A 16,517-nucleotide genomic window follows, 5' to 3' on the forward strand; every position below is an offset into this window, starting at 1 on the left:
CATCCGACCACCTCAGCGCCACATGACCGTGTACACGCCCCGCGCAGCCTCGGAGCCGCCTGGACGCCTTCGCCGCTGGGGGCGGTGACGTCGGCCACTGCCCGTACCGGCCCTTGAGGGTGGCTCAGTGGCGACGGGCCCGGCGGCGGCGCGTGACCAGGGTCGCCCCGGTGCCGACGGCGGCCGCGGTGGCGGCGACGCCGAGGAGCAGCGGCCCGCCGGACGCCCCGGTGTCGGCCAGGTGCCCGTCCCGGCCCGAGCTGCGGCTGGGGCCGGGGCCGGGCTCGGACGACTCCCCCGACTCCGAGGACTCATCGTCCGTCGGCTCGGCGGTGGTGGGCGTGGGCGAGGCCGTCTCCTCGTTCTCGGTCCTGGTGGGGGTCGGCGGCCTGGGCGTGTGGTCCGTCGGGGTCGGCGGCCCGGGTGTGGTCTCGGTCGGGGTGGGTGGCGTCGGGGAGGGTGTGATCTCCTCGTCCCGACAGCTCACCTGGACCTCGCCCAGCCGCAGGAAGGTGACGTCGCCCTGGTACAGCCGGGTGCCGCCGGTGTCGTTGAAGGTCCCGGCGACATTGATGTCCAGCGCCGCACGGGCGGTGAACTGGCGGCTCTGGACGGTGGGGTCCTGGTGCTGGGTGACGGTCACGGTCAGCGTGCTGGGGCCGATGGTCGACAGGCCCAGGTCGGCCCCGGTGATGGTCAGCAGGGTCGTCCCGATCGGCACCGGCCGCCCCAGCACGAAGATCTGCGCGGCGTCGGTGCGGTTGTAGGCCAGCGCCCACGGCCCGATCGGCGGCGGGACGCACTCCGCGTAGGAGTCCAGCGAGCCGACCGAGCCGGCGTTGCGCGGCCCCAGCCTGACCAGGTCCCTGCCGTTGAACCCGACGGTGAGGCCGGTGAGTTGCGCCTGGGCGTAGTTCTTCGACGGCTGGCTGGAGGTCCGCGTGGTCATCGTGGCGATCGTCATCCGCGCCAGCATGCTGTCCGGGTCGCTGAAGTTCCCGTTGTCGTCCTGGCCGACGGCGGTGCTGACGGCGGTGCCGTAGACGCCGTGGTAGGCGTTCAGCCCGATCGCGTCGACCTGCCTGTCCGTCAGCTGCACCAGGGTGGCCCTGGCCGGCACCGGCGGCGCGGCGTCCGCGGCGTACCAGGCCGGCAGCAGGGCGGTCGCCGCGACGGTCACCGCGGCCGCGCCGAGCAACGCGGCGCGGTGCGGCGGGCGGGTCTGCAGTCTCATGACACAGAGATATCAGTACATTTCCGCACTGTTCAGGACATCCGACCAGGGCCGGGATTCGTGTTGCCACGGTCGCCCCGCCCGGCGCGTGGTCAGTCGCCCAGGGCAGCCCGGAGGTCGGCCCGGCCGCGGATGCCGAGTTTGCGGTAGGTGCTGGTCAGATGGGTTTCGACGGTGCGGCGGGCGAGATGCAGAAGGTCGGCGATCTCGGCGTTGGTGCTGCCGTCCGCGGCGAGGCGGGCGATCCGGTCCTCGCTGCCGGTCAGCGCGTCGGCGCCGGTGAGGGGGGTGTCCCGGCGGCGTCCGCCGCCGTCGCGCAGGGCCAGCTCGGCATCGGTGAGCAGGCGGGCCGCGCCGAGGCGTTCGGCGCTGGCGGCGGCCTCGTGCAGCAGCGGCCGGGCCTGCCCCGAGTGCCCGGCGGCGGTGAGCTGCCGTCCCCGGGCGATGAGGGCCGCGACGAGTTCGGTGTCCAGGCCGGCGCCGCGCAGGAGGTCGACCGCACCGGCGGTCAGGTCCAGTCCGCGCCTGCCGCCGGTGGCGGCGCCGAGGACCCGCAGCGCCCGGCCGAGCACCCGGGGGGTGTTCCACACCGTGGCGAGCCGGTACTCCTCCTCGGCGAGCGGCAGGGCCGCCTGGGGGCGGCCGAGCGCCAGCAGGCACTCTGCGGCGGCCGACCGCCAGGGGGTGACCACGGGGCTCAGGACCTCGCGCGCGGTCTGCCGTCGGCCGCATTCCAGGAAGTCCTCCAGGGCGCCCGCCGCATCGCCGGAGGCGGTGCGCAGCAGGCCCCGCGCGAAGAGGTACCGGTGAAGTTCCCAGTTGTCGTGCGCGTCCCGGAGCAGGACGGAGCCGGCGAACCGTTCGGCCTCGGGCAGACGGCCGGACTCGACCAGCGCCAGCAGGGTCTGCGCCTGGAGGTTGCTGGGGCCGGCCGGGGCGGCGCGGTCCGCCGGGAGGTCCTGGTGCCCGGGGCCGGCCAGTACCCGGGCGTACTGGCCGCGGGCGACGGCGATGTCGGTGCGGACGTTGAGCAGCGCCCGGCGCATCGGGTGCAGGGGCGAGAGGCGGCGTTCGGCGAGGCCGGAGGTGACGAGCCGTTCGGCGTCGTCGAGCGCGTCGGCCCACTGGGCGACGGCGGCGGCCGTGCCCAGCAGATACGGCGTCAGCAGCGGGTCCTCCGGGGCTTCCAGCAGAGCGTGCACCCGTCGCATGGCCTGTTCGGCCGAGACCAGGCCGGCGGTAGCCTCGTAGCGCACCAGCAGGGCCTGCTCGGCCGGTCCGATCAGGGCCGGGGACTGTGCGGCGGTGTCGCGCAGCCGGGTGTAGACCTCCCGGCGGATCTCCCGGTCGTGGTCCGAGAGCAGCGCGGACGCGGTCCGGACCGTGCGGGCCAGGACCGGGTCCCCGGCCGGACCGCCGTCGGGCCCGAGGTCGAGGTCGAGGTCGTGGAGCACGGCGAACGCGGCGTGCGCCTCGCCCCGGTGGGCCAGCGCGGTGCCCAGGGTGACCGCGGCCTGGACCCGGTCGCGGGGCAGGTCCTGCAGCCGCAGCGCCTCGGTCAGCCGGGGAATCCCGGTGCTGCGGGCGGCGGTGGCGAACTCCAGGACCCCCAGTTCGGTGAGCGCCGCGGCCCTGCGCTCGCGCGGCATCGGCTCGTCCAGCGCCCGGCGCAGGTACGCCAGCGCGTCCTCGGGGCGGTCCGCCCGGACCGCGGTGGGGACCGCGTCCAGCAGGGCGTCCGCCGCCCACGCCGTGCCGACCGGCGCCGCCTTGAGCAGGTGCGCGGCCACCGCCTCGGCCGGGTCGCCCCGGCGGTGCCGCAGCACGGCGGCGGCGTGGTGCGCGGCCTGACGGTGCGCGCGGGGCCAGCCGTCCAGCACGGCGTCCCGGAGCAGCGGGTGCGCGAAGCGGGGGCCGCCGGACACCGGGTCGTGGCGGAGCACCCCGAGCCGGACCATCGCGGTGACCCATCCCGCCACCCGGGCCGGGTCCGCCCCGGCCACCCCGGCGAGCAGCTCGGCGGCGTCGTCCCCGTCCTCCAGTTCGGCCAGTGTCCGGGCCACGGCCGCCGTGCCGGGCCCCGCGCTGTCCAGCCACCAGGCGACGGCGGCCGCGAAGGCGCCCGGGTAGAGGGCGGCGCAGCTGTCCGGCAGCGCCCCGGTGGCGGCGCCGTCCGGCGCGTCGGCGGGGGCGCCGTTCCAGGCCGCGGGCGAGGCGGCCGGCGAGCCCAGGTCGTGCAGCAGCGCGCGCAGCAGCAGCGGACTGCCCGCGCCGGCCCGTACGCAGTCGTCCACCCACGTGTCCGGGACGTGACGGCCGAAGCGGTCGCGGACCAGGTCCCGGGCGGCGTCCCGGCTCAGCGGGGCGAGGGTGTGCACCCGGACCAGGGTGGGCGAGAGGGCGTGGGCCAGTCCCGGCGTCGGCGGGGCGATGTCGTACTGGCTGCGTTCGCTGGCCACGATCAGTAGCGGTAACCGGTCGATCCTGCGGGCCGCCTCGGCGAGCCAGCTCCGCGAGGGACGGTCGGCGAGATGGACGTCGTCCACGATCAGCAGCAGCGGGTGGGCGGCGGCCTGCGAGCACAGCAACTGCCACAGCCGGGCGGCGGTCCCCTGCTGACCCACGGTCAGCAGGGGGTCCCGGACGGGGCCGGCGGGGCCGGACGGGGCATCGGGGTGCGACCCGGGCCGCCGGCACAGCAGCCGCAGCACGGTGGCGAAGGGGGTGCCGGTGTCCTCGGCGGAGCAGTGCGCCCGCAGCACCCGCATCCCCTGCGCCGCGCCCAGGTCCGCGACCGCTTCCAGCAGCGCGCTGCGCCCGGTCCCGGTGGCGCCCCGGATCAGCGTCAGCCCTCCGGCTCCGGCGCGGGCCCGCACGGTCTCCGAGGCCACCAGGTCCAGGGCGTCCCGCCGTTCGCGGAGCACGGCGTCGTCGGTGCGGGCTTCGTCGGCACCGACGACGCCGGTGTGCCGGTCCGAGGTGCCGAGTCGCGTCATCGGTTCCTCCCGGCGGCTGGGGTGGCACTCGTCACTCGTGGTCATGGTCGTACTGGTGCTCGATCTCGTGGTCGGTCTCGTGGTCAACCACGATTGTGGCGGACACGCCAGACAGGTTTGAGTGGGGGAGTCCGTTTGGTCCACACCTGCACGTACGTAAGGACATCAGCGAATGGTTCAGCGAACGTCTTCCGGGGCAACGGGATCCCTGCCCCCGACGCCGATTCCGGTCGCGGTCCACGCCTCGGATCCGCTCTCCCGCGCCGGAGTTCACAGCCAGTTGCGCCAGCAGCCGACGATAGAACTGGTCGACCCGGCCGGCAGCCGACCGGGAACCGTGGCGGTCCTGGTCACCGACACGCTGGACGAGGCCGCGCTGTCGTCGTTGCGCCGGCTGGTACGGGCCGACGGCGCGCGGGCGGTGCTGGTCGCGAGCATGATCCGCGAGGCCGAGTTGCTCCAGGTGATCGAATGCGGGGTCGGGGCCATCGTGTGGCGGCAGGAGGCCACCGGACACCGGCTGTTGCAGGCGGTCCTGGCGGCCTCGCGGGGCGACGGAGACCTTCCCTCCGACCTGCTGGGACGGCTGATCACCCAGGTCGGCTCGATGCAGCGCAGCACGTCGGGCGCGGCGGGCGGCCCCGTCTCCGGCCTGGCACCCCGCGAGGTCGACGTGCTCCGGCTGGTCGCCGAGGGCATGGACACCGAGGAGATCGCGGGCAAGCTGTCGTACTCCGAACGCACCGTCAAAAACGTGATGCACGGCCTCACGACCCGTCTGCTGCTGCGGAACCGGGCACACGCCGTGGCGTACGCCCTCCGGGAAGGCTACATCTGACCACCGGATGTCAACGACCCCGGGGGGCAACCCCGGCTGCCCCCGGGACATCCCCCACGGCCCTGTGAGGGCCGCGGCCCGGCGGGCAGGATGACTTCCGGGTGCGCGCCGAACCGGGCGGCGGACCTGTGACCGGTGACACCGAAGGGCGCCAGGGTGATCCACGAAGTGGACGAGGTCCTCAAGGGCCTGCTGTCCGGCGGCGCCCTGGCCGGGACCGGGGTCGAGATCGCCTTTGACGCCCCGACCCGGGACTGGTCGTCCCGGCGCAACGCCCCGACCATCAACGCCTACCTGTACGACATCCGCGAGGACGTCAGGCGGCGTGAGCGCGGGGCGATCTCGGTCAAGGACGAGCACGGCATCGTGCTGCGCCGGCGTCAGCCGCCGCGCTGGTTCCGGCTGTCGTACCTCGTCACCGCCTGGACCAAGCGGCCCCAGGACGAGCACCGGATGCTCTCCGCCGTGCTGGCCACCCTGCTGCCCCGCGAGGTGCTGCCGCCCGACCAGCTGACCGGGGCGCTGGCCGCGCTCGGTCTCACCGTGCCGCTCACCGTCGCCGGGCTGCACACCGAGGCCCGGTCGCTGGCCGACATCTGGTCCGCGCTGGGTGGCGAACTCAAGCCGTCCCTCGACGTGGTGATCACCGCTCCCTTCCCGGCCTTCCCCGAGTACGAGGCCGGGCCCCCGGTCACCGAGGGCGCGGGAGTGCGGGTCCGGGGCACCGACGGCACCCTGGAGGGCTCGCCCGAGCGGTACCACCGCCCGCGCCACCTGTCCCGGGTGACCGGCGAGACCTCGGAACCGGGACCGGGACAGCGGTGAGCGCGTCCGGCACGCTGCTCGACCGGCTCGCCGCACTGCGCGACCGGGTCGCCCTGCTGGTCGAGCGGCGCAGCGCCGACGACCCGACCGCCGGCGACCCGCTGCGCGGCCTGTACCTGTCCGACGACGCCGTACGGCACCTGCTGCGGTCGGCCAACGAGCCCCAGGGCAAGGCCCAGGCCGGCGACGACCAGGCCGGCGACGCTGAGGACGGCGACACGTTCGGCGAGGGCGACCGGCTGCACCGGCTCGCGCTCCGGTTCGGCCTCACCGCGCTGGACGCCCGGATCCTGCTGGTGGCGCTCGCCCCGGATGTCGATCGCGGCTTCGAGCCGCTGTACGGCTACCTCAACGACGACGTCAGCCGCCGCCGGGCGACCACCGGGCTCGCGCTCCAACTCGTCGGCCTGCCCCCGCACTCCGCCGAGGCACGGGCACGCTTCCACCCCTCCGCACCGCTGTTCGCCCTGAACCTGCTCCGCGTCGAGGAGCCGGAACGCCCCTTCCTCAGCCGTTCACTGCGCGTGCCCGACCGGGTCGCCGCGCATCTGCTGGGCGACGACACCCAGGACCCGGCGCTCGACGGGCACACCCGGCCGCTGCCGGCACCGCCACCGCACCCCGGCCAACGGCCCTTCGACGCCCCGCCGTTCGACGCCCACCTGCTCGATGCCGCTCCGTTCGACATGCTGACCCAGCGGCTGGCCAGGCATCTCGCTGCCGGTCCGCTCACGGTGTACCTGCGCGAACGCCGCGAGGGCGACGGGCTCGCCTGCGCGACGGCCGCCCTGGGCGCGGCCGGACTGGAAGCGCTGCACTACACCCCCGCCGACCCCCGCACCTCCGGAGCCGCCGGAGCCCCCGTCAGCGGCGAGCACGACCCGGGTCACCCCGGCGACCCGGTCGCCGAACTGCTGCGCGAGGCCCGGCTGCGCGGCTGCGCCCTCGTCGTGGCCCCGCTGCCCGAACGCCCGGGACCACTGGTCCGCGCGCTGGCCGTCGGCGACGTACCGGTGCTGCTGGCCGGACCCCGGCCGTACGACCCGCAGTGGTGCGACCGCCACCGCGACCCGCTGGTGCTCGACGCCCCCCGGCAGCGCTCCGGCGACCTCGACACCTGGGCGGACGCCCTCGGGCCGGCGCGGGAACCCGGCTTCGACCTGGCCTCCGTCGTGACGTCCTACCGGCTCGGCGGCGACCGGATCCGTCGTGCCGCCCGCGCCGCCCGGGGTCTGGCCGCGTTCGAGGGCGTCCCGCTGTCCGGCGCGCATGTGCGGCTGGCCGCCCGGCAGCAGTCCGCGTCCGGCCTGGAGCAGCACGCCCGCCGGATCCGGCCCGCCGTGACCTGGGACGATCTGGTCCTGCCCGAACAGCCGCTGACGCACCTGCGTGAGCTGGCGCTCCGGGCCCGGCACCGCGATCTGGTCCTCGGCGACTGGCGGCTGAGTGCCGGCGGCGGGCGGGGCCGGGGGGTGCTGGCACTGTTCGCGGGCGAGTCCGGCACCGGGAAGACGCTCTCCGCCGAGGTGGTCGCCGCCGAACTCGGCCTGGACCTCTACGTCGTCCAGCTCTCCTCCGTGGTCGACAAGTACGTCGGCGAGACCGAGAAGAACCTGGAGCGGATCTTCACCGAGGCCGACCGCACCGACGCCGTCCTGCTCTTCGACGAGGCGGACGCCGTCTTCGGCAAGCGCTCCGAGGTCAAGGACTCCCACGACCGCTACGCCAACCTGGAGAGCGCCTACCTGCTCCAGCGGCTGGAGTCCTTCGACGGCATCGCCGTGCTCACCACCAACCTGCGGTCCAACATCGACGACGCGTTCACCCGGCGGCTGGACCTGGTGGTCGACTTCCCCTTCCCCGACGCCGCGCAGCGCCTCGCCCTGTGGCGGCACAGCCTCGCCTCGGTGCCCTGCTCGGACGACATCGACCCCGGACCGTGCGCGCGGGAGTTCGAGCTGGCCGGCGGGTCGATCCGCAGCGCCGTGGTGACCGCCGCGTACGCCTCGGCCGACCGGGGCGACCTGGTCACCACCGCGGACCTGCTGGCCGGAGCGCAGCGCGAGTACCGCAAGGCCGGACGCCTGGTGCTGGACGACGGCGGCTGGTGACGCCCCGTCGTGGCTCCGGTCACCACGCACCCGGACGGGCCGGTCCGGGTGCGCGGTGACGGTCGCGTCACACCGTGAAGGTGACCGCCTCCAGCCAGAGCGTGTTGTCCAGCGTCCCCCCGAAGATGTAGTGGCCGGGGACGTCACAGGCCAGGCCCAGCCAGCCCTGGTTGTGCACCTGCGCGTTCTGGCACACGGAGCCCGACCCGACGTTGATGACGAAGCCCCGCATGTTCAGCGCCGTCTGCGAGGGCGTCCCGATGTAGAGATCGATGCCGTCGGCGGCGGATGTCCAGGGCGTCACCCAGCCGCCGTTCTGGATGTATCCGTTGGCCGCTGTGCCACCGGTCCCGGACACGGCGATGTTGAGGGCCTTGATGGGGCGCCACTGTCCCACGGTGCCCGCCATGACACCGTCGCAGACCGGATCCTGCCAGCCGGTGCCGGTCTCGTAGGCCCGGTAGCAGATGTGCCGCCCCGGACTGGTCGCGTCCAGCCGCTGGACCGCGAGAGCCGCGGTGTTCTCCGGGGGCTTGGCGGGCGCCGGCTTCGCCCCGCCTCCTCCCCCGCCCCCACCGCCGCCCTTGGCCGGTGCGTGGGCGGGAGTCGGCGACGGTGCGGCGGCGGCCGCGGGCGACGGCGGCGGGGGCGGGGTCACCGCCACGGGGGTGGGGGTGGGCACCGGAATGGTGCTCACGGCGACCGGCTGGACCTGCTCCTGGGCCAGGCTGACGACGTGGGGCCGGTAGCCGAACCACAGCGCCACCAGGGCCACGGCCAGGCCGACGAGAAGGCTGAGCGAGGTCGCCAGCCAGCGCGGCAGCACGCCCTTCTGCACATAGGTCCCCTCCACGCCGACCGGAGTGGTGCCGGAGCGCAGAACGGACAGCCGGTACGGGCGGTTCTCCTTGCGTCCGAACCAGGTGATCCGGCGGGGCCTGAGCGTCGTGTTGACGAAGGCCGCCCGTCCGGGCTCGATCTGGACGTTGGCGGGGTGGATCTCGTAGCCGATCTGGTCGCCGTTGTCGCTGCCGCTGACCGAGGCGGTGAGCCGGGTGTTGCCGAGGTTGTCGATGGCGAGTCTGGAACGGCCCCGGAAGCGTCCCTTGACGGTGGGCGGGACCAGCTCCGCCCGTATCTCGGTGAAGGGGGTGATGGTGACGTTGCCCTCGGGGACGGTGGTCGCCTCGGGGTGTTCGGTCGGGATGATCTGGACGGCGTACGGATTCGGCCCGGCGACGGCGTCGGGAGTACGCGGCGGCGCGAAGGTGAGCTGGACGGTTCCGGTCGTGCCCGGGTACAGCCGCAGCGTCGGCGGCTCCACGGTCATGTACGGGGCGATGTCGCCGACCGGCGCGAAACGGTACTCGTCGACCACGTCACCGGTGTTGCGCAGCCGCAGTCTGACGGTGGTCGTGCCGCCCGGGTCCACCACAGTGGACGCGGGCTCCAGGGAAGTCCATATGCTCACCCACCGACGCTACGGTGATCGACGAACTCCCGTCAGGGGCCCGCGAGGCAGGAGTGCCGGTGCGCGAGGGCACCGCATGCTGCCCTCGTTCTCCTTCCGGGCGCACCCGTGGTCGCCTAGGAATGGGGTAGGACAACTCTCGGCTCCCTGGGAAGGCCCGCCCCATGCGCGCGCAGGACCCCGTCAAGGCACCCGGCGTGGCCAGGCCACGCCGTCCCGAGTCCCGTGTGGCGGGGGCCGCCCCGAATCCGGTGGCGCTCGGCGGCGCCGGCGGCACACCGGCCGCGATCCTCGCCCTCCAGCGGAGCGTGGGCAACGCGGCCGTGACCCGGATGCTGGGGCAGACGGCACCCGGGCGGACGGAGCACGAGCACGGCGCCGGATGCGGCCACGACGAGCCCGCCGCGCCGGTCCAGCGCTCCGCCGTCCACGAGGTGATCGAGTCCCGGGGGCGGTCGTTGCCGGATCCGGTCAGGTCGGACGCGGAAGACCGGCTCGGGGTGCCCTCGGGGACGTTCCGGTCGGTCTCCCTGCACGACTCCCCGCGCGACATCCAGGTGTCCCGGTCCATCGGCGCGACCGCCTTCACCTCGGGCGAGCACGTCGTCGGAGACGTCTCCAGGCTGCAGACGCTGCTGCACGAACTGCACCACGTCGGCCAGCAGCGCAGGGGCCCGGTGCCCGGCACGGACACCGGTGACGGTCTGCGGACGTCCGACCCGAACGACCCCGCCGAGCGGGAGGCCGAGGCGGTCGCGGCCCACGCCGCCGCCCTGGAATAGGCCGGAAATCGAGGAAGTGCCACGGCGGGCTGCCCCTTGGGGCACCGCACGGGGCACCCGCGGTGCCCCAGGTCAGGCCCCCTGGGACGTGTACCGATCGGGTGCCGCCCGGAAGTGTTGCTTGGGTCCTGTCTCGTAACTCCGAGGAGAACAGAGCATGCCTTCGTACCTGTCACCGGGTGTCTACGTCGAGGAGGTGGCCAGCGGCTCGCGTCCGATCGAGGGGGTTGGCACCTCCGTGGCCGCCTTCGTCGGCCTCGCGCCGACCGGCCCGTTGAACGAGCCGACGCTGGTCACCAACTGGTCGCAGTACGTGGCCTCCTTCGGTGAGTTCACCGACGGGTATTTCCTGGCCCACTCGGTCTACGGGTTCTTCAACAACGGCGGCTCGGCCGCCTACGTGATCCGCGTCGGCGGCACGGTCGGCGGGGTGTCCGGCGAGGGGTCGCAGACCCCGGCCGCCGTCGCCGCCGGTACCGCCCCGGCAGCGCTGCCGCCCGGCGAGGCGAAGCAGCTCGGCTCCTTCACGGTGGCGGCGATCGCGTCCGGCGAGAGCGGCGCCGGGATCAGCGTCGAGGTCGCGGACGCCGAGGGCGAAGGCCCCGCCGAGCGGTTCCGACTGGTCGTCAGGGACGGCGAGCGGACCGCCGAGACCTTCGACGTGACCGCGAAGAAGGGCGGCCGGAACTACGTCGTCACCCAGGTCAAGGAACGCTCCAAGCTGATCACCGTCCAGGAGGCCGCCCCCGCCGGGCAGTTGGTCCGGCCGGACAACCAGTCGGTCGCGCTGGCCTCCCCGGCGGCACCCGCCGTCCCCACGGCTCCTGCGGCGAGCCACGGCGACCAGGTCGGCATCCGCGAGTACCTGGGCGACTCCGCCGACCGCACCGGCTTCGGCGGGCTGGAGGCGGTGGACGAGATCTCGATGGTCGCCGTCCCCGACCTGATGGCCGCCTACCAGCGCGGTGCCATCGACATGGAGGCCGTCAAGGCGGTCCAGCTCGGCCTGATCGCGCACTGCGAGCTGATGGGCGACCGGCTGGCCGTCATCGACCCCCCGCCGGGCATGAACGCCCGTCAGATCCGGGTCTGGCGCCAGGACACCGCCGGCTACGACTCCAAGTACGCGGCGCTGTACTTCCCCTGGATCAAGGTCTTCGACCCCGCCAGCGGCCAGACCCGGATGGTGCCGCCGAGCGGCCACGTCGCCGGCATCTGGGCCCGCAACGACTTCGAGCGCGGCGTGCACAAGGCGCCCGCCAACGAGGTCGTGCGCGGCGCGGTGGACCTGGAGATGCAGATCACCCGGGGCGAGCAGGACCTGCTCAACCCGCTGGGCATCAACTGCATCCGCTCCTTCCCCGGCCGGGGCATCCGGGTCTGGGGCGCCCGCACCCTCTCCTCCGACCCGGCCTGGCGCTACCTCAACGTACGCCGGTACTTCAACTACCTCGAAGAGTCGATCCTGACCGGCACCCAGTGGGTGGTCTTCGAGCCCAACGACCAGGCGCTGTGGGCCCGGATCCGGCGGAACATCTCCGCCTTCCTGGTCACCGAGTGGCGCGGCGGGGCCCTGTTCGGCGGCACGCCGGAGGATGCCTACTACGTGAAGTGCGACGCCGAGACCAACCCGCCGGAGTCGGTGGACCTCGGACGGGTGATCTGCGAGATCGGTGTCTCCCCGGTCAAGCCGGCCGAGTTCGTGATCTTCCGGCTGGCCCAGTTCTCCAGTGGCGGCGGCGAGTTGGACGAGTAGCACCCAGCAGGCAGCGCCCAGCATGAGCGGTACGAGCAGAAAGAGCAGAACCCATGAGTCTTCAGCCCGGTGATGCGCTCACCTCACACAACTTCGGCCTCCAGATCGACGGGGTCTTCGTCGAGTACCTCCAGGAGGTCAACGGCCTGTCGATGACCCAGGACGTCATCGAGTTCCAGCAGGTCTCGGCCAACGGCCAGCCGGTCACCAAGAAGATGCCCGGCGTGAAGAAGGCCGGAGAGGCGACCGTGGTGCGCGGCATGACCGACAGCACCGCGTTCAACGACTGGATCAACGCCTCCGAGCGGGGCGACATGTCCTCGGCGCGCAAGAACGCCAGCATCATCGTCATGGACTACATGAACAACCCGGTGCGGCGGTACCACCTGCGCAACGCCTGGTGCAGCAGCGTCCAGGCCAGCACGGTGAAGGCCGGCGAGGCGTCCGCGCTGACCGAGACCGTGACCATCACCTTCGAAGAAATGATCATTGAGTAATGCGCAGGGGAACCCCCCAGAAGACCGCCGCCCCCCTGGAGGAGGCGGCGGTCCCGGTGGGACCGGCGGCGGCCCCGGCGGCAGAAGCAGCGCCCGCCCGGCGGCAGTTGCGCACCGAGTTCGCGTTCGAGCTGCCGCGCGGGTACGTGGACGACTCCGGCACCGTGCACCGGGACGGGGTGATGCGCCTGGCGACCGCCAGGGACGAGCTGATCCCGCTGCGGGACCTGCGGGTGCAGGAGAACCCCGCGTACCTGTCGGTGGTACTGCTCGGCCGGGTGATCACCCGGCTGGGCTCGGTGGCGCACATCCACGACGGCGTGGTGGAGAACATGTTCGCCTCCGACCTCGCCTTCCTGCAGGACTTCTACCGCCAGATCAACGCCGAGGGCCACACCCGGGCCGGGGTCACCTGCCCGCACTGCGAGCAGCCGTTCGAGGTCGAGCTCGGCGGGAGCCGCCTGGGGGAATCGTGACGTACGCGACCGACCGTGTTCACGAGGAGATCGCGTACATCGCCTATCACTTCCACTGGAGCCTGGAGGACATCCTGGACCTCGAACACCGCGACCGCCGCCGGTACGCCGAGCAGATCGCCACGCTCGTCACCAGCGCCACGGCACAGCGGTAAGGGGGCGGGTGGAGCACCATGGGAATCCTCGACCGACTGCGCGGACGCACGTCCGCGGCACCTGCCGCCGACGCGACGGGCGCCGCGAGCGCCACGGACGGCGCCACGGCTGTGACGGAGGTGGAGCCGGGCGGCTTCGCCTCCGCCGGCGCAGCCGCGCATGACACCGATCCCGGTGGGCGACGCGGCTGGTCCGGCCTGCCGCCGATCCAGCGCGCGACCGCCGCGCCGGAGCGGCAGCTCGTCGTGCCCACCGACTTCGCCGGCGCGCTGGCGTCCTGGCGGAGCCCCGCATTCTCCGGGTCGCTCTCGCACGCCGTCCTCGCGGCCGCTCCGACCGGCCTGATCCACGGCCTGCTGACGCCCACGGTGACGGCAGCCACCGGACCGTCCGCGCGGCTCGGCGAACCCGCTCTCTCCCTGCCGGTCGCCGTACCAGCGGCCGAGGGGACAACGGACGACCAGCCGGTGCAGCCGTCGGTGTCACCGGCCCGCGCGACCGGCCCCCAGGTCGTCCCGGTACGCCCCCGACGCAGCCAACCCGCCCGGTCCACCCCGCCCGCCCGCTCCGCACCACTGACCAGGGCCCCCGCCGCACCCGTGGCCCAACGCCGACTCCTCCCCACCGCGACGCCAACGCCGGCCTCAGCCCCCGGCGCGGCGCCGACGACGCTGCCCGGCGCGGCGTCGCCGTCGGTGTCCGGCCGAGCGTCCGCCTCGGGCGAACCCCCTGCTACTGGGACCCACCAGGCCCGCGCCATCGCCCCGGAGCGCAGTGCACCGACAGGCGGTGCACCGGCAGGCGGTGCACCGGCTCCGGGCGGGGTCAGGGCGGCTGACGGTGGCGCCGGCGCAGCTCCGGCAGGTGCGGGGATGCCGTCCCTGGGCCGGGTTGTGCCGACCCCGAGTGGGGGAACGCCGTCGCCGGTACCGGTCCAGAGCTCGTCCTCGCGTCGACCGCCCTCGGTTCCCGGCGGGGCCTCGTCCCCCGCTCCAGTGCACTCGGATCCCGCCCCGCCGGTACCGGTCCGGGGTGCGTCTCCGGCTGCACCGTCGTCAGTTCCGGCCCCATCGGTGCCAGTCCAGACCTCGACCCCGGATCGAGCTCAGCCGGCCCCCGTTCAAGCCTCACCCTCAGCTCCGCCCCAAACGTCACCGACTCCGCCGGTCCCGGTCCAGTCCTCGCCCCCGGCGCAACCACTCTCCGTTCCGGCCCAGGCCCCTTCGCCCGCTCCACCGTCCCCGGCTCCGGCCCCGCCCGTTCCGATCCGCGCCTCAACTCCAGGTCCGCCGCCGGCAGTTCCGGTCCAGGCCTCGACTCCGGCCGCGCCTGCGGTCTCGGCGGCCCCCGCGTCACCGGTCCATGCCCCGTCCTCAGCTCCGGGCTCGGCGCCCACCCCGGCTCCACGCTCAGCACCGGCACCCATACCAGCACCGGGCTCGGCTGGCCAGGTTCCGGATCAACTGCCTGGCGTGCCAGTGGTTCAGCGGCGCGTCGTACCGGGCGCGGCGGAGGTGCCTGCCGGGGCCAAGGAAACGGGTGCGCCGCCAGCCGGGACAGCTCGCGCGGCCCGCACCACCGCCCCGGGCGGCGGCGACACGCCATCACCCGGACCGCTCCCATCGCCCGTCCCGCCACCGGTGCAGCGTCAGGTCCCACCGAGCGCGGCCGCGGCATCCGTGACGGCTCCGCGAACAGGTGCCCTTCCTGCGCGCGCCGCCAACCCTGCACCCACCACAGCGCCCGGCGGCGTCACGCCGACGGATGCCCCGCCCCCTGTCCCACGCTCCCTTCAGCGGCGGGTCGTCCCGGGTGGACCTCCTTCCGGAGCTGACATCCCGTCGCCGGTCTCGTCGCCGGTGCAGCGGCGGGTTGTTCCGGGCGCCGCATCCGGGATGGGCGGCGTACCCGCACCGGCCTCAACTGCGCTGCCCCTTGCTGGGCCTGGAGCAGGATCGGTCCAGCAGTTGGCCCAGCCTGGTCCACGCGGCGCGGGCAACCCCTCGGTCGTGCCGGCGCCGCAGAGTGCGGCGCCCGTGCAGCGCCGGGCGTCGGGGCTGGGCGCGCCCAGCGGCGGGGTTCCGGTCGGTCCTGGCGCCGGGCTCTCCAGCAGCCCGCTGTCGACCCCGGCCGGCCCCTCGACCCCGCGTCGCCGCCCACTGCTCGGTGCCCCGTTGGCCGCGCCGCCCCCGGGGGCAGTGCCGCTCACCGGACGATCCTCCCGGCCCGCCGCCGGGGCCGGCCCGACGGTGCAGCGGGCAACGGCAGTTCGCCCAACGGGTTCTGCTGTTCCGTCAACTCCTGCTGGAGGCATCCGGACTGCCGTCACGCCCGGCCCTGTGGTCGGCGTGACGCCTGGTTCGCCCCCGGTGGAGCGGCCGACTCCGGCTGCCGGCACGCCGTCGGCACCCACCGTGCATCGGTCCGCGCCGCCCGTCGCCGATCAAGTGCTGCCGCCGCTACGGCCGTTGGCCTCGGTGCGGCCGCTGATGCCCCCATCGGGCGTCGCAGTCCAGCGGCAGGGCACGCCGAGCGCGGTTCCGCTGCGCGCCGCCGCCCTCGGGCCGACGGAGGGGCCCGCAGGTTCAGCCACGACTGCACGTACAGTCCGTGTACCGGCACCGGCACCGGCTGGGCCTTCCGTGCAGCGCGCCGCACGGGCCGCAGCTGGCGGTCCGGACTCGCGCCCTCCCGCGTCGCAGGCTGCCGCTCCGGTCCAACGCAGCGCCGAGGGCCTCAGGTTCAGCGGTGTGGCGCAGGCCTTCCCCGCCGTGCTGCGGTCGGCTCCACTCCGCAGCGTTGCGCCGGGCCCGGCCGTGCCCTCAAGCGCACCGCACGGGCACGGGCACGGGCACGGGCCTGACCGTCCGGTACCGGTCACGATGGCCGCGCCCGCGCCGTCGGTGGCGTTGCCGGTACAGCGCGCGTCGGCGACTCCCCCTGTGGCCGCCCCGGTGCGAACGCCGGTTTCCCCGCCACCACCACCGCGGCCGCGATCACGGCCGACGCCGGTCGCCGTCCAACGGGACGTCGGCGGCGGCGAAGGCGGCAGCGGTGGCGGAGGTGGCAGGTCGATCCCGCCTCCGCCGTACAGCGCGTCCGCCGACAATCCGGCCACCGGCTCTCAGGCCACCACTTCTCGGGCCACCGACGATCCGCCGGCGTACAGCCGGCACGACCCGAACAGCACCACCGGCGGGTTCGACGCCCGCGCGCTCTCCGACGGACAGGTCGACGAGCTGAGCCACCGGCTGATCGGCCCGCTGACCAGGCTGCTGCGGACCGAGCTCCGACTCGACCGCGAGCGGATCGGCAGATTGCGTGACCCCCGACGCTGACCCGCGGACCCGCTGACCGCTCGCCCGCCCCGCGAAC

At 74.3% G+C, this 16,517-nt stretch carries 12 protein-coding genes; 9 read left to right on the forward strand and 3 right to left on the reverse strand.

Translation table 11 applies throughout. The features are described from left to right. Positions 1-124: 124 nt before the first annotated feature. Both ABH925_RS26905 and ABH925_RS26910 read right to left on the reverse strand, forming a co-directional pair. Positions 125-1,234 carry a hypothetical protein gene (locus tag ABH925_RS26905; RefSeq protein WP_370151672.1) on the reverse strand — a complete coding sequence of 370 codons (1,110 nt, stop codon included), beginning with the start codon at positions 1,232-1,234 and terminating at the stop codon, positions 125-127. A gap of 92 nt (positions 1,235-1,326) precedes the next feature. Continuing rightward, entirely contained in the window at positions 1,327-4,275 is a 2,949-nt protein-coding gene (locus ABH925_RS26910; protein WP_370151674.1) for an AAA family ATPase, read from the reverse strand. 127 nt (positions 4,276-4,402) lie between these two features. Between ABH925_RS26910 and ABH925_RS26915 the strand changes: the two genes are divergently transcribed. The 3 genes from ABH925_RS26915 to ABH925_RS26925 all read left to right on the forward strand — a co-directional run bounded on the left by ABH925_RS26915 (position 4,403) and on the right by ABH925_RS26925 (position 8,004). Next, entirely contained in the window at positions 4,403-5,068 is a 666-nt protein-coding gene (locus ABH925_RS26915; protein ID WP_370151676.1) for a LuxR C-terminal-related transcriptional regulator, read from the forward strand. Between the two features lie 156 nt (positions 5,069-5,224). Then, complete coding sequence (locus ABH925_RS26920) at positions 5,225-5,893, forward strand: DUF4255 domain-containing protein (protein WP_370151678.1); 669 nt, start codon at positions 5,225-5,227, stop codon at positions 5,891-5,893. Continuing rightward, complete coding sequence (locus ABH925_RS26925; RefSeq protein ID WP_370151681.1) at positions 5,890-8,004, forward strand: ATP-binding protein; 2,115 nt, start codon at positions 5,890-5,892, stop codon at positions 8,002-8,004. The genes ABH925_RS26920 and ABH925_RS26925 overlap by 4 nt, the downstream gene beginning before the upstream one ends. 67 nt (positions 8,005-8,071) lie before the next feature. On the opposite strand, the gene ABH925_RS26930 is transcribed toward ABH925_RS26925, so the two are convergent. Continuing rightward, a complete protein-coding gene (locus ABH925_RS26930; RefSeq protein WP_370151684.1) occupies positions 8,072-9,475 on the reverse strand; it encodes a hydrolase in 1,404 nt (467 codons plus the stop codon). Between the two features lie 164 nt (positions 9,476-9,639). Here ABH925_RS26930 and ABH925_RS26935 point away from each other — a divergent pair, with 164 nt between their 5' ends. The 6 genes from ABH925_RS26935 (at position 9,640) to ABH925_RS26960 (ending at position 16,480) form a co-directional block, all read left to right on the forward strand. Next, positions 9,640-10,257 (forward strand): DUF4157 domain-containing protein, encoded by a 618-nt coding sequence (locus ABH925_RS26935; RefSeq protein WP_370151687.1) that lies wholly within the window; start codon positions 9,640-9,642, stop codon positions 10,255-10,257. Positions 10,258-10,414: 157 nt separating this feature from the next. After that, positions 10,415-12,013 (forward strand): phage tail sheath family protein, encoded by a 1,599-nt coding sequence (locus ABH925_RS26940; protein ID WP_370151690.1) that lies wholly within the window; start codon positions 10,415-10,417, stop codon positions 12,011-12,013. Between the two features lie 53 nt (positions 12,014-12,066). Next, positions 12,067-12,510, forward strand: a complete 444-nt coding sequence (locus tag ABH925_RS26945) for a phage tail protein (RefSeq protein ID WP_370151693.1) — start codon at positions 12,067-12,069, stop codon at positions 12,508-12,510. Then, positions 12,510-12,986 (forward strand): hypothetical protein, encoded by a 477-nt coding sequence (locus ABH925_RS26950; protein WP_370151695.1) that lies wholly within the window; start codon positions 12,510-12,512, stop codon positions 12,984-12,986. Before ABH925_RS26945 ends, ABH925_RS26950 begins: the two co-directional genes overlap by 1 nt. Continuing rightward, on the forward strand, positions 12,983-13,141 hold the full coding sequence (locus ABH925_RS26955; protein WP_370151697.1) for a DUF6760 family protein: 159 nt from the start codon (positions 12,983-12,985) through the stop codon (positions 13,139-13,141). The genes ABH925_RS26950 and ABH925_RS26955 overlap by 4 nt, the downstream gene beginning before the upstream one ends. Positions 13,142-16,096: 2,955 nt before the next feature. Beyond that, the gene (locus ABH925_RS26960) at positions 16,097-16,480 is read left to right on the forward strand and encodes a hypothetical protein (RefSeq protein ID WP_370151700.1); all 384 of its coding nucleotides are present in this window, start codon (positions 16,097-16,099) and stop codon (positions 16,478-16,480) included. The last annotated feature ends 37 nt before the right edge of the window (positions 16,481-16,517 follow it).

It is taken from the genome of Streptacidiphilus sp. EB129 (assembly GCF_041262645.1).
Classification (GTDB): Bacteria; Actinomycetota; Actinomycetes; order Streptomycetales; family Streptomycetaceae; genus Streptacidiphilus.

Bases quoted from the DNA above. Each gene is read 5' to 3' on its own strand.
- ABH925_RS26905 (WP_370151672.1), bottom strand. From the start codon at position 1,234: ATGAGACTGCAGACCCGCCCGCCGCACCGCGCCGCGTTGCTCGGCGCG.
- ABH925_RS26910 (WP_370151674.1), bottom strand. From the start codon at position 4,275: ATGACCACGAGTGACGAGTGCCACCCCAGCCGCCGGGAGGAACCGATG.
- ABH925_RS26915 (WP_370151676.1), top strand. From the start codon at position 4,403: ATGGTTCAGCGAACGTCTTCCGGGGCAACGGGATCCCTGCCCCCGACG.
- ABH925_RS26935 (WP_370151687.1), top strand. From the start codon at position 9,640: ATGCGCGCGCAGGACCCCGTCAAGGCACCCGGCGTGGCCAGGCCACGC.
- ABH925_RS26940 (WP_370151690.1), top strand. From the start codon at position 10,415: ATGCCTTCGTACCTGTCACCGGGTGTCTACGTCGAGGAGGTGGCCAGC.
- ABH925_RS26945 (WP_370151693.1), top strand. From the start codon at position 12,067: ATGAGTCTTCAGCCCGGTGATGCGCTCACCTCACACAACTTCGGCCTC.
- ABH925_RS26950 (WP_370151695.1), top strand. From the start codon at position 12,510: ATGCGCAGGGGAACCCCCCAGAAGACCGCCGCCCCCCTGGAGGAGGCG.